Consider the following 12,274-nt stretch of genomic DNA (forward strand, 5'->3'; position numbering starts at 1 on the left):
CCCCCCCGCGACCCAAAGCATTATTATTCTCCGGCAATGAAGAGGAGCAAGAATGACTGCCACCGAGGAAATCAAGAAGGGCCTAGCAGGCGTCGTCGTTGACTACACCGCCGTCTCCAAGGTCAATCCAGACACCAACTCGCTGCTCTACCGCGGCTACCCGGTCCAGGACCTGGCCGCGAACAAGTCCTTCGAAGAGGTCGCCTTGCTGCTCTGGACCGGCGAGCTGCCAACGCAAAGCGAACTGACCGAGTTCAGTGCTTTCGAGCGGGCCAACCGCGCGCTGGACCCGCGGGTGAAGGCCGCCATCGACCTGCTTCCAGCTGACTGCCATCCCATGGATGTGGGCCGTACCGCCGTCTCGGTAATCGGCGCCAACCACCCCGAGGCCGAGAACTCCTCCCCCGAGGCGGAGCTGCTCAAGGCCAAGGAGCTGTTCGCGGCCTTCCCGGCGGTGGTTGCCTACGACCAGCGCCGCCGCCGCGGCCAGGACGCGGTAGCTCCGCGCGGAGATCTGGATTACTCCTCGAACTTCCTGTGGATGGCCTTCGGCGAAGAAGCAGCCCCCGAGGTTGTCGACGCGTTCCGCGTATCGATGGTGCTCTATGCCGAGCACTCCTTCAATGCTTCGACCTTCACCGCCCGCGTGATCACCTCGACCCTCTCCGACCTGCACTCGGCCGTCACCGGGGCGATCGGCGCACTGAAGGGCCCCCTGCACGGCGGCGCCAACGAAGCTGTCATGCATACCTTCAACGAGATCGGCATCGACAAGGAAGAATCCCGCGAGGATGCTGCCAAGCGCGCCAAGGCGTGGATGGAAGAGGCGCTGGCCGCCAAGAAGAAGGTCATGGGCTTCGGCCACCGCGTCTACAAGCACGGCGACTCCCGCGTGCCAACCATGAAGGCCGCGCTGGATCGCATGATCGAGCACTACGGCCGCCATGAGATGCTGGGCTTGTACGACGGCCTGGAGGCAGCCATGGACGAGGCCAAGTCCATCAAGCCGAACCTCGACTACCCGGCCGGTCCTACCTATCATCTGATGGGCTTCGACACCGAGATGTTCACCCCGATCTTCATCGCGGCACGCATCACCGGCTGGACCAGCCACATCTTCGAGCAGCGTGCAGCCAATGCGCTGATCCGCCCGCTTTCGGCTTATAACGGCGTGGAGCAGCGCTCGCTGTAGGCGCTTCGACTCACGGCATTGGCCGCGGGTATGGCATAGCCGTGCCAGCCCGTGGCCATTGCCGTGCCTGCTGCGAGACGGCATCGGCTTGCCGTCGTTGCCCGAAGTTGCAGTCCCAGGCCAATGGGCCTATCGTTTAACGATAGATGCATTCCGAAGAACGATAAGGTCTATTGCCATGGGAAAATTCAGCATTATCGGTTTGAAGGTAGTTCTGGCCGTGATCCTGGCTGGCACGCTTTTTGTGCAGCTGTTCATGATCCCGATGATCTTGATCCACGAGTCGCCGAGCAACGGCACCGACAAGTTCTTTCAAGCCTCTTTCCTCGGCTACTTGCTTCTCGCCGGGCTCATCATTGAAACCTGCGTCTACAGCGTGTGGAAACTAGCCACGAGAGTTAAACGCGGCACCGTTTTCGATCCCGCTTCCCTGGGCTATGTAACGCCGATCATCATTGCCTTCACGATCGGCGCCCTATCCACTTTTGCCCTCGGAGCGATCTTCGCCGCCAGCACGGAAATTGCACCCGGAGTCGTGCTTCTTGTTGGTGGAGCCGGGGTGCTGATGATCGGCATCAGCATCATCGTGCTCGTACTGCGGCAGTTGCTCGCACAAGCGGCGATGACCGAAGCCCAAGCCGATGCGCTCCGTACCGAACTGGGCGGCGTGATCTAATGGGAATCCGCGTAGATATAGACGTGATGCTGGCCCGCCGCAAAATGGCCGTCGGCGAGTTGGCCGAACGCATCGGCATCACCCCGGCCAACCTCGCGGTGCTCAAGAACGGGCGCGCCAAGGCCGTACGTTTCAGCACACTTGAAGCCCTCTGCCGGGAATTGGAATGCCAGCCCGGCGACCTCTTGATCTTCGAAACCGAACAGGACTAGATGCAGCTCGCTGGCTAGTCCCAGTTCTCGAAGCTGATGCTCTGCACCGAGGTGTTGTCCTGCGCCAGCACGATCTCGACGGTAAATTTCCCGCCGGCTACGAGTTGCGGCAGCCACAACGGGGAATCCTGCCACATCTGCTCCAAGGGCAAGGCCGCCGGATCGGCCCACAGCGGCTCGAGCTCCTCGGTGATGTGCAGCTGGCCCGATGCCTTCCGGGCAATGAAGGTGGCGCATTCCATGTCGGCTGCCGGCTGGGCGGGGAACCGGAAAATGACCTGCGCCGCAGGCTCCAGATCCTCCGGAGCGAGAAGCAGTCCGGTTTCCTCGGAGAATTCCCGGACGGCCGCTTGCCGCGCGCTCTCTCCCTGCTCGATCTTGCCGCCGGGCAACACGATATTGCCCTTGCCGAATCCGCGACGCTTGCGTCCGAGCAACACGTGCAGCCGTCCTTCGCGCTCCTGCAGCAGCGCCACGAGGGCTACCTGCTTGGCAGAACGCACCTGGTGGCCGGCGACCACTAGTTCACCCTCGGGTGGGCCAGCTGGTAGGCCTCACGCAGCGAATCCACGGTGACCTTGGTGTAGATCTGCGTGGTGGTGACCGATGCATGTCCCAGCAGCTCCTGGACCACCCGCACATCCGCGCCGCCCTCCAGCAAATGAGTGGCGAAGGAATGGCGCAGCGTATGCGGAGAAACCTCGGTGGAAACCCCGGCGCGCTCGGCGGCCTTCGAAAGCAACAGCCACACCGATTGGCGGGAAAGCCGTCCCCCGCGCTGGTTCAGGAACAACGCGGGAGTGCCCTTGCCCTTGGCGGCTAGCCCGGGACGGGCACGCACCAGATAATCGCTCACCGCACGCTGGGCATAACCGCCCACCGGAACGACCCGCTCCTTGGATCCCTTGCCGAACAAGCGCACCACCGCATCGTCTGCAAAGTGCAGGTCATCGACGTCCAGGTCCACGACTTCGGAAATGCGCGCACCGGTGGAGTACAAGAATTCCAGAATCGCGCGATCCCTCAGCCCGGCAGGGGTTTCGATGCTCACCGATTCGAGGATCCTGGTAACAAGGTCGATGGAGATCGCTTTGGGCAGGGATTGCCCGATAGCCGGAGGCTGGATCTCGCGGGCTGGGTTAGGCGCGCAAATCCCTTCGAGCTCCCAGTACTTGTGCAGTTGGCGGATGGCTACCGAATGGCGAGCGACGGAGCGGGCGCTCAACGGCTTATGCTCTTGGTCCCCGCGGGATAGATCCTGAAGGTAGCCGCTGATGACCAGCTCGGTAATCTGCTGCGGTTGTGCTACGCCGGCTGCCTGCAGCGCTTCAACGTAGCGAAGCAGATCCCTCCGGTAGGAAGCCAGGGTATTCTCGGCCAGCCCACGCTCGATCGCCAGATGCTGCAGGTAGCGCTTGAGCGGGGTCTCGAAGTGGTCGCTCATCGTTCGCGCAGGTATGGGTGCACATCGAATGGCTCGTTCGCATCGCGCAGGTCCAAGTACTTGCTGGTACGGGCTGCATGAGCGGCAAGGATCGCGATTATCGCGGTGGGATTATGGATCTTGCCTGCCAGCACGGCTGCGACGGCTTCCTCCAGCGGCACCCAGGTGCTGATCATTTCAGCTTCCTCCTCGGTACGCTCATGGCGCTGATCGGCGGCAACCAGTTTCGCATCGCGCGCGAGGTAGACTCGCACTGCCTCGGCCGAGGAGCCCGGGCTCAAGAAGACATCGGTGAGGATCGACCAGTGCTCGGCGGTACGATCCGCTTCTTCCCATAATTCGCGCTTGGCAGCTTCCAAAGGTGGTTCTCCAGCCACATCGAGCAGCCCGGCAGGGATTTCCCACAGCCGCATGCCTACCGGGTGGCGGTACTGGTTGACCATCAAGATGCGTTCTTCAGCATCCATGACCAGAACGCATACAGCACCGGGGTGGTTGATGTAATCGCGTTCAATGGTCGCCCCGGATTCGGAGAGCTTCACCGTGTCATGGATGACGTCCCAGATCCGTCCCTCATACACGGTTTCACGGTTCAGCAATTCACGTGGTGAGAATTCATCGGCTATCGGATGCAGCGGCACGAGGATCATCCTTCGGTAGAAAAAGCTGGTCGGTATTCTCCAGCTTAAACAGCTACGCGCCGGTCAGTAACGACCGGCGCGCAGTGCCTTCAGAGTTTTACCTCCGGCAAGCTGTATTACTTATTTGCGCAGCTCCAGAGCTGCCTCGACCAGACCTGCAAACAGCGGGTGCGGGCGAGTCGGGCGGCTGGAGAGCTCAGGGTGAGCCTGCGTTGAAACGTAGTACGGGTGTACTTCCCTTGGCAGTTCAACGAACTCGACCAGGTTGCCATCTGGCGAGGTGCCAGCGAAGACCAGGCCAGCCTCTTCGAGCTGCGCGCGGTACGAGTTGTTGACCTCGTAGCGGTGGCGATGGCGCTCCGCAACCTCGGTCTTGCCGTAGGTCTCAGCCAGAACCGATCCCTCAAGCAGCTTTGCGTCGTACAGGCCCAAACGCATGGTGCCGCCCAGGTCGCCCTTGCCTTCAACGATGTCCAGCTGCTCTTCCATGGTCGCGATGACCGGGGTCGAGGTTTCAGGATCGAATTCGGTGGACGATGCATCGGTGAGGCCAGCCATGTTGCGGGCGTATTCGATGACCATCGACTGCAGTCCCAGGCACAGGCCCAGGGTTGGCAGCTTGTTTTCGCGAGCGAAGCGCAGCGCGCCCAGCTTGCCTTCCAGACCGCGGATGCCGAAGCCACCGGGGACGCAGATTGCCTCTGCACCCTCAAGCGCCTTGGCGGCCCCTGCTTCGGTAGCGCAGTCATCTGCTGGTACCCAGCGGATGTTGACCTTGGCGTTGTTTGCGAACCCGCCGGCACGCAGAGCTTCGGTGACCGACAGGTAGGCGTCGGGCAGATCGATGTACTTGCCCACCAAAGCTACGGTCAGCTCGGTTGCGGGGTTGTGCACGACTTCGAGCAAGCGATCCCATGAAGCCCAGTCGACGTCGCGGAACTTCATCTCCAAGGTCTGGACGATGTAAGCGTCCAGGCCCTGGGAGTGGATGACCTTTGGGATGTCGTAGATGCTTGGAGCATCGGCGCAGTTGATCACTGCTTCGGTGTCCACATCGCAGGTACGGCCGAGCTTGGCGCGCATTTCTGCCGGGATTGGACGGTCCGAGCGGATTACCAGCGAATCTGGCTGGATACCGATCGAACGCAAAGCGGCAACGGAGTGCTGGGTAGGCTTGGTCTTCAGTTCATGGCTTGGGCCGATGAATGGAACCAGGGAAACGTGTACGAAGAATGCGTTCTTGCGGCCGATGTCCTGGCGGACCTGGCGTGCTGCTTCGAGGAATGGCTGGGATTCGATATCGCCGACGGTGCCACCGATTTCGGTGATGATCACGTCAGGTGCCGACTTGCCGGCCCCTGGTTCGGTTGCTGCCAAGCGCATACGACGCTTGATCTCATCGGTGATGTGAGGGATGACCTGAACGGTATCGCCGAGGTATTCACCGCGACGTTCGCGTTCAAGAACGGTCGAGTAGACCTGTCCGGTGGTCACGTTGGCGGTACCCGGAAGGTTCTCATCCAGGAAACGCTCATAGTGTCCGATATCCAGATCGGTTTCTGCGCCATCGTCAGTAACGAAGACTTCACCGTGCTGGAAGGGGTTCATAGTACCTGGATCGACGTTCAGGTACGGGTCGAGCTTCTGCATGGTCACTGAGAGACCACGAGCTCGAAGTAGATGTCCAAGGCTGGATGCCGTCAATCCCTTACCCAGGGAAGAGGCCACACCGCCGGTGACGAAGATATGCTTTGTCGTTTCAGACGACCGAGAATCACGAGTTGAATTACGCTGCACCACGGGATTTCATCCTATCACCATTCCAATATTTCGCATCCTCATAAGACTCTAGTGCACCTCCGGCCAATGCCCTAGCATTGCCGTAATTCAGGGGCTCACCAAGACTTTTAGGCTTTCGCCATTTTCTTGGAGGTGAGCGATGACACTAGGTTCTGCGCTTCTTCAAGCAACTCCTCAGCATGCGCCTGCGCCGTGCCGGATTCCTCTTGGCCGGCGAGCATGCGCGCAAGTTCCTTGACGCGGGCTTCCTGATCCAAGCTGATGACATCGCTGGCAGTGTAGCCAGCTCCCGCCTTCGACTTGGCATCTGAATTCTTGATCACACGAATGTGCCGATCCGCATAGGCGGCCACCTGGGGCAGGTGGGTCACGACGATGACCTGCACATGCTTTGCCAGCATCGCCAGGCGCTCGCCAATGGCCACCGCCGCTTTGCCGCCCACGCCCTGGTCCACCTCGTCAAAGACGAAGGTCGGCACCGGGTCGACCGCCGCTAGGACGACTTCAATGGCCAGCATGACGCGGGAGAGCTCGCCGCCGCTGGCACCCTTGCCCAGCGGTCGCGGCGAGGCTCCGGCATGCGGGGCCAGCAGCATGGAAATCGCGTCCTGGCCGAAGGCACCTGGTTCTTCCAGTTCCTTCACCTCGATGACGAGCTTGGCATCCGGCATCGCCAGGGCCTTGAGCTCGGCTGAAACCTGCGCGGAGAGTTTCTTGGCAGCCTTGCGGCGCGCGTCGGAGAGGTCCGAGGCCAGCGAGGCCACCTTGTGCTCCAATTCAACGACTTCTGTTTCCAGCTCCTCGATGCGCGAGTCATCCCCACCGAGTTCTTCCAGACGGGTACGAGATTCGGCAGCCCAGGCGAGCACCTGATCAATGCTCGGTGCGTACTTGCGCATGAGCTTGCTCAAATCGGCACGGCGGGCTTCAATCTGCGCCAAGCGCTCCGGGCCTTCCTCATCGAGGTCGGCAACGTAGGCGGCAAGATCACTGGAGAGTTCCGAGGCGAGAATGCCCAGTTCCGCTGCCCGCTCCGCGAAGGCGGCCAGCGCAGTGTCATCGTCACTGGCCTGGGCCAGCACGCCGCGGGCGGTCTCCGCCAAGGTGGTAACGCCCGGGTTCTCGAAATCCTCGGAGTCGATGACGGCTTGCGCCTGCCGGCCGGCGGTGCGCAGGGACTCGACATTGCCCAGCTTCATGGATTGCTCGCGCAAGGCTTCGTCCTCGCCCGGCTGCGGATCCAGGGAATCGATCTCGTCCAGCGCCAGGCGCAAGTTTTCTGCTTCGCGAACACGGTTGCGCGATTCGGTTTTGAGCCCCGCCAGCTCCTTGGAAGCCGATCGCCACTGGCGGTAGGCTCGCTGGTAGTTGCTTAGCGTGCGCGACAGCGAGCTACCTGCAAAGCGGTCCAGGGCATCGCGTTGCGCCACCGGCTCTTTCAGGCGAATCTGGTCCGATTGGCCATGGACGGCCACCAGATCGTGCCCCAGCTCGGCCAGCAGGCCGACAGGGGCGCTGCGTCCGCCGATGGTGGCGCGTGAACGGCCTTGGGCCGAGAGCGAGCGGGAAAGCAGCAGTTCACTGTTCTCCCCCGCTGGTTCGATGAATGCGCCTGCCTGGCCTGCGGCATCGAGCACGTGGTGATCCGGCGGCAAGTGCACCACGGCTTCAGCCAGAGCGTGCTTGGCGCCGTTGCGCACCGCACCGGCATCGGCCCGGCGCCCGAGCAGCAGGGACAAGGCGGTGGTCACCATGGTCTTGCCAGCGCCGGTTTCACCGGTGACTACCGTGAGTCCCGGACCAAGCGGAAGCGTGGCCTCGGTGATCACCCCAAGGTTGGATATCTGGATTTCCTGAATCAATGCCTGCTCCCGAATGTCGAGTTCAAGTCGTACCGTGCGCTTTTAGTATATGTGTTCTAACCCTATTTTTCGTAACTATGTTCGAGCATGTGGAAAGTTTTTCTTCGAGGCCGCTATTCAGTCCTGGTCCTCGGGGCGTCCCACCATGGGAATGCCCGGTTCATCGCGGTAATGCGGATCGACGCTTTGCAGGCCTGGTCCGATCACCGGCAGTGCCGTAGTGGCCGGACGGCGCGCCTCTTCCTTCGCTGGTCCGCGCCAACCGGTAATGGGCAGCTCGAACTTGTTGACCAGGCGCTCGGAAAACGGCGTCGTGTTCAATCGCGCCATGTACACCGGGCGGTCACTGCGCGTTACTTCCACACGGGCTCCCGGCGGCAGCTCGATGGTGCGCCGTCCATCGCACCAGAGCACGGCCCCGGCATCGGTGCGGGTCAGCATTTCGACGGCCATGATCGAATCCGGGGAAATGACCAGGGGCTTGGCGAACAGTGCGTGTGCGGAGATCGGCACCATGATCAGCGCCGCCACGTCCGGCCAGACCACCGGGCCGCCGGCGGAGAAGGAGTACGCGGTGGAACCGGTAGGCGTGGCCATCACGACACCATCGCAACCGAAGGTGGAGATCGGCCTGCCGTCGACCTCGATCACGACCTCGACCATGCGTTCGCGGTTGGCCTTTTCCACCGCGGCCTCGTTCAAGGCCCAGGTCTCGGCGAGGCAGACGTTGTCCAGCCACACCTTGACCTCCATGGTCATGCGTTCTTCCACGGTGTAGGTCTCATTGACCAGTGCTTCCACGGTGGAGGCCAGTTCGCTGCGTTCAGCTTCGGCGAGGAAACCCACATGCCCGAGGTTTACCCCCACCAGCGGCATCGGGGATTCCCGCACCAATTCCGCGGCACGCAACACGGAGCCATCGCCACCGAGCACCACGCCCATGTCGACGTCCTCGATCTGGCAATCCTCGCCGAGCACCTGCACCGAAGGCACAGCCGCGCCGATCGCTTCGGTCATCGCCAGCTGGTCCTTGCCGCGCATCACCGGGATAGCTCCGGCGGCGTTGAGCAGGGCGCAGGTTTCTATGGCCGCGGTGATCGCTTCTTGGCGTCCGGTATGGGTGAAAATCAGGATTCGGCGCAAGGCGGTCGGCCCCTCTCAGCATCGCGAGGTGCAAAATGACCGTGGTTATCGACCACGGCTAAAACACGTCACTACTAAGAATAGTCAACATCCTGCCCGATGCGTGGAACATCGGCAGGCTGTGGATCCTCTCCTGCGGCAAGCCAAAGGAAGAATTCGACATTGCCGTCCTGTCCCGGCAGCGGGCTGCGTGCCAGCCCGCGCAGGTGCAGTCCCGCGGCTTGCGCGCTGGCGACCACCGCTTCAACGGAGCTGCGGCGCAGGGCGGGATCGGTGACCACGCCGGTGCGGTTCAGGTGTTCGCGCCCGACCTCGAACTGCGGCTTGACCATCAGCAGCAGGAAGCCGCCGTCCTTGGCGGCCCCGGCCAAGGCGTCGATCACCAGGCGCAGCGAAATAAAGGACAAGTCGGCTACTACGAGGTCGACTGGTCCCCCAATATCTTCGGGGGCCAGATAGCGGACGTTCAGTCCTTCGTGGACCGTGACGCGGGGGTCTTCGCGCAGCTCGTCGACCAGCTGGCCATGGCCTACATCGGCTGCGACCACAGATTTCGCACCGCGTCGCAACAGCACGTCGGTGAAGCCGCCGGTCGAGGCGCCAGCGTCCAGGCAGTGCAGGCCAGCGGGGTCAATAGTCGTAAAAGCATCTAGGGCTCCGGCGAGCTTATGCCCGGCACGCGAGACGTATTCTTCGCCTTCGCTGGGCACCAGGGCCAGCTCATCGGTGGCGGAAACCTTCTTGGCGGCCTTGGTGGCGGCCTGCCCGTTCAGCAGCACCCGCTGGGCATCGATCAGCTTGGCTGCTTCGGTGCGCGAGCGCGCCAGCCCACGGGTGACAAGTTCTTGATCCAGGCGATTCACGCGCCGTGCTCCGTACGATTCAGTTCTTGCTGCAGGCCGGCGAGCAGTTGCTCATAGATTCCGGCATGCTCGGTAATATCATGGTCGGCCAGGGAAGACAGCGCCTGCTCCACTGCTGCATCATCCAGCCCGCGAGGGCCAGGGCTCGGAAGAGGATTCTGCGGCTGCATGCTTAGCCCCGGATCTTGCGCAGGGCATCGAGCCCGCGTTCGGTAAACCGGATTTCCGGTTCTTCGTGCCCCGACTGGCGCGGATGGGCCAGCCACCAGGCATGGCAGGCGGCGCGCCAGGCATTCAGGTCCTGGTCGCTGCCCGAGACTTCGATCGCGCCGTTATCGACCTTGGCAACCGCGTCGCCGACCTGCACGCCGTAGCCCAGTACCTTGATGGTCGGGTACGGCCGGTACAGATCAGCCATCGAATTGATGAGGTAGTTGGGGCGCTGCTCGACCGGTGCGCCCAGTGCTGTGCGCGGCGTGTCCACACCGGTCAGCACCAGCGCGGTGGAGAACCCGGCACGGAAGCCGCCAAGGATGTCGGTATCCAGGCGGTCGCCGACGACCAGCGGGCGCTGGGAATCCAGTCGGTCCGCGGCCCGAGCGAACAGGTAGGATTCGGGTTTGCCCGCCACGCGTGGTTCCACGCTCGTGGCCAGTTTCACCGCATTGACCAGCGATCCGTTGCCCGGGGCCAGGCCCTCGGCGCGCGGAATCGTCAGGTCGGTGTTGGTGGCAACCCATTGGGCACCGTGATTGATCGCGTAGCTGGCCTCGGCCAGGTTCTTCCACGAGATGTCCGGGTCGAACCCCTGGATCACCGCCACGGGTTCTTCCTTATGGGATTCGACGACTTCCAACCCGCGCACGGCAATGCATTCGCGCAGGTAGGGGGAACCCACCACCAAAACCTTGGATCCCGGATTCAATTCGCGGGCCAGCATCTCCGCACCGGCGTCGGCAGAACCGAAAACCTGCTCAGCGCTGGTTTTCACGCCCAGCTGGCGCAGGTGGGCCGCGACGGACATCGGCGAACGCCCAGCATTGTTGGTAATGAACGCCAAGGTGACATTCACTTCCGCGAGGGTGTTCAGCGACTCCACGGCGTCGTCAATGGCGTTCGGGCCAGCATAGACGACGCCGTCCAAGTCGGAGAGGACGGAATCAAATCCGGAAATCAGCATTCGGTGGTGGTTCCTACTACTTGAGGTATTTGGCTACTACGCCAAAGCTTACTTCGCCGATTCTTCTTCCACGTCAGCTTCGCCAGCTTCCGTGTCGGATTCGATGACTTCGTTCAGGTCATCTTCCTCGTCGATGCCGGTCTGCTCGGCTTCTGCCTCTTCTGCTTCTTCGGCCTCGGCTTCTGGATCTGCTTCTTCAGCCTCGGCGTCGGCATCTGCTTCTGCTTCTTCAGCTTCCGAAGGCTCGATCAGATCCTTGGCGCGTGGGGTTTCCTCTTCCTCATCCATCTCCGGAGCCAGGTCCATGATGAAGGATTCGGTTTCACGCTCGATGCCCAGGGCGCTTTCTGCAACCTCGACCTGAGCGTTCCAGCGCTTCGCGTCTTCTGCACGGCCGGCAGCCGACAGCAGATCAGCGTAGGCAGTGAACAAACGTGGGCTGAAGGAGAAGGCACGGTTGAAGTTCAGCTGTTCCAGCGACTCCAGCTCAGCCAGAGCCTTATCCAGCTTGCCCAAGTCACCATACGAACCGGCAGCAACCATCTGCATTTCAACCTTGACGGCGCTTTCCAGATTGGCGCATTCCTCGGACTGGGCGAGCTCGATTGCCTTCTCTGGGCGGCCCAGGCCACGCAACGAGTCAGCGATCAATGGCAGGTTGTAGTCCGAACCGGAAATACGACGGTGGGTACGCAGTTCGCGCAGTGCATCGGCGTACTTGCCAGCGTGGTAGGCAGCGATGCCAACGGCCTCGCGAACCACCGCGACACGGCCGCCGCGGCGCGATGCTGCCAGGGTGTGCTCGTATGCCAGCTCTGGGTCGTCTTCCAGCAGGCGGCCAGCCATCACCAGGTGCTTTGCGACCCAGCTTGCCGAGCGCTCTTCGAGGTAACGCAGCTGGGCGCGTGCTACGCGGTCCAACTCCTTACCGGTAACATCCTCATCGATATCTGGGGACTGTTCACGATCGGCACGGTTCGAGATGCGAAGATCGCCAGGATTATGTGCGCGCGGTGCGTCACCGCGCTTATCAGCAAAGCGGTCTTCACGTGCTGGGTACTCACCCTTCGAGCGACGGTCGTCGGCACGCTTGAAGCCACCACCACGGTTGTCATCACGCTTGAAGCCACCGCCACGGTTATCGTCACGCTTGAAGCCGCCACGATCGTCATTGCGGAAACCGCCACCACGGTTGTCATCACGCTTGAAGCCACCGCCACGGTTGTCATCGCGACGCTCGCCGCGGAAACCACCACGGTCA

General features: G+C 62.1%; 12 protein-coding genes and 1 pseudogene. 3 read left to right on the forward strand and 10 right to left on the reverse strand.

The window, feature by feature from the left end; genetic code table 11:
- Positions 1–52 precede the first annotated feature (52 nt).
- From ACNPN0_RS07655 to ACNPN0_RS07665, 3 genes are all read left to right on the forward strand, one after another.
- Positions 53–1,192, forward strand: a complete 1,140-nt coding sequence (locus ACNPN0_RS07655; RefSeq protein WP_332487340.1) for a bifunctional 2-methylcitrate synthase/citrate synthase — start codon at positions 53–55, stop codon at positions 1,190–1,192.
- Positions 1,193–1,370: 178 nt separating this feature from the next.
- The gene (locus tag ACNPN0_RS07660) at positions 1,371–1,868 is read left to right on the forward strand and encodes a DUF2975 domain-containing protein (RefSeq protein ID WP_105662543.1); all 498 of its coding nucleotides are present in this window, start codon (positions 1,371–1,373) and stop codon (positions 1,866–1,868) included.
- A complete protein-coding gene (locus tag ACNPN0_RS07665; RefSeq protein WP_105659032.1) occupies positions 1,868–2,080 on the forward strand; it encodes a helix-turn-helix domain-containing protein in 213 nt (70 codons plus the stop codon). Before ACNPN0_RS07660 ends, ACNPN0_RS07665 begins: the two co-directional genes overlap by 1 nt.
- A gap of 14 nt (positions 2,081–2,094) precedes the next feature.
- Here the strand turns inward: ACNPN0_RS07665 and ACNPN0_RS07670 are convergent, their stop codons facing one another.
- The 10 genes and pseudogenes from ACNPN0_RS07670 to ACNPN0_RS07715 all read right to left on the reverse strand — a co-directional run.
- Positions 2,095–2,601, reverse strand: coding sequence for an 8-oxo-dGTP diphosphatase (locus ACNPN0_RS07670; protein ID WP_448938298.1), 507 nt, complete (start codon positions 2,599–2,601; stop codon positions 2,095–2,097).
- Positions 2,601–3,524 (reverse strand): site-specific tyrosine recombinase XerD, encoded by a 924-nt coding sequence (gene xerD, locus ACNPN0_RS07675; RefSeq protein ID WP_448938299.1) that lies wholly within the window; start codon positions 3,522–3,524, stop codon positions 2,601–2,603. Before xerD ends, ACNPN0_RS07670 begins: the two co-directional genes overlap by 1 nt.
- Positions 3,521–4,165, reverse strand: coding sequence for an NUDIX domain-containing protein (locus ACNPN0_RS07680; RefSeq protein ID WP_448938300.1), 645 nt, complete (start codon positions 4,163–4,165; stop codon positions 3,521–3,523). Before ACNPN0_RS07680 ends, xerD begins: the two co-directional genes overlap by 4 nt.
- Before the next feature lie 120 nt (positions 4,166–4,285).
- Positions 4,286–5,965, reverse strand: coding sequence for a CTP synthase (locus tag ACNPN0_RS07685; RefSeq protein WP_332487349.1), 1,680 nt, complete (start codon positions 5,963–5,965; stop codon positions 4,286–4,288).
- A gap of 107 nt (positions 5,966–6,072) precedes the next feature.
- On the reverse strand, positions 6,073–7,827 hold the full coding sequence (gene recN, locus ACNPN0_RS07690) for a DNA repair protein RecN (RefSeq protein WP_448938301.1): 1,755 nt from the start codon (positions 7,825–7,827) through the stop codon (positions 6,073–6,075).
- A 117-nt stretch (positions 7,828–7,944) separates the two neighbouring features.
- Positions 7,945–8,970, reverse strand: a complete 1,026-nt coding sequence (locus ACNPN0_RS07695) for an NAD kinase (protein ID WP_105659026.1) — start codon at positions 8,968–8,970, stop codon at positions 7,945–7,947.
- 74 nt (positions 8,971–9,044) lie between these two features.
- Positions 9,045–9,833 carry a TlyA family RNA methyltransferase gene (locus ACNPN0_RS07700; protein ID WP_105659025.1) on the reverse strand — a complete coding sequence of 263 codons (789 nt, stop codon included), beginning with the start codon at positions 9,831–9,833 and terminating at the stop codon, positions 9,045–9,047.
- Positions 9,830–10,003 (reverse strand): hypothetical protein, encoded by a 174-nt coding sequence (locus ACNPN0_RS07705; RefSeq protein WP_332487355.1) that lies wholly within the window; start codon positions 10,001–10,003, stop codon positions 9,830–9,832. The genes ACNPN0_RS07700 and ACNPN0_RS07705 overlap by 4 nt, the downstream gene beginning before the upstream one ends.
- A 2-nt stretch (positions 10,004–10,005) precedes the next feature.
- Positions 10,006–11,013 (reverse strand): HAD-IIA family hydrolase, encoded by a 1,008-nt coding sequence (locus ACNPN0_RS07710; RefSeq protein ID WP_105659024.1) that lies wholly within the window; start codon positions 11,011–11,013, stop codon positions 10,006–10,008.
- A gap of 48 nt (positions 11,014–11,061) precedes the next feature.
- Positions 11,062–12,274 (reverse strand): annotated as a pseudogene (locus ACNPN0_RS07715) (hypothetical protein); the annotation flags it as partial.

Source organism: Glutamicibacter sp. AGC84, assembly GCF_053543575.1.

Coding starts and splice junctions, on each gene's coding strand:
- ACNPN0_RS07655 (WP_332487340.1), top strand. CDS start 53: ATGACTGCCACCGAGGAAATCAAGAAGGGCCTAGCAGGCGTCGTCGTT.
- ACNPN0_RS07660 (WP_105662543.1), top strand. CDS start 1,371: ATGGGAAAATTCAGCATTATCGGTTTGAAGGTAGTTCTGGCCGTGATC.
- ACNPN0_RS07665 (WP_105659032.1), top strand. CDS start 1,868: ATGGGAATCCGCGTAGATATAGACGTGATGCTGGCCCGCCGCAAAATG.
- xerD (WP_448938299.1), bottom strand. CDS start 3,524: ATGAGCGACCACTTCGAGACCCCGCTCAAGCGCTACCTGCAGCATCTG.
- ACNPN0_RS07705 (WP_332487355.1), bottom strand. CDS start 10,003: ATGCAGCCGCAGAATCCTCTTCCGAGCCCTGGCCCTCGCGGGCTGGAT.
- ACNPN0_RS07710 (WP_105659024.1), bottom strand. CDS start 11,013: ATGCTGATTTCCGGATTTGATTCCGTCCTCTCCGACTTGGACGGCGTC.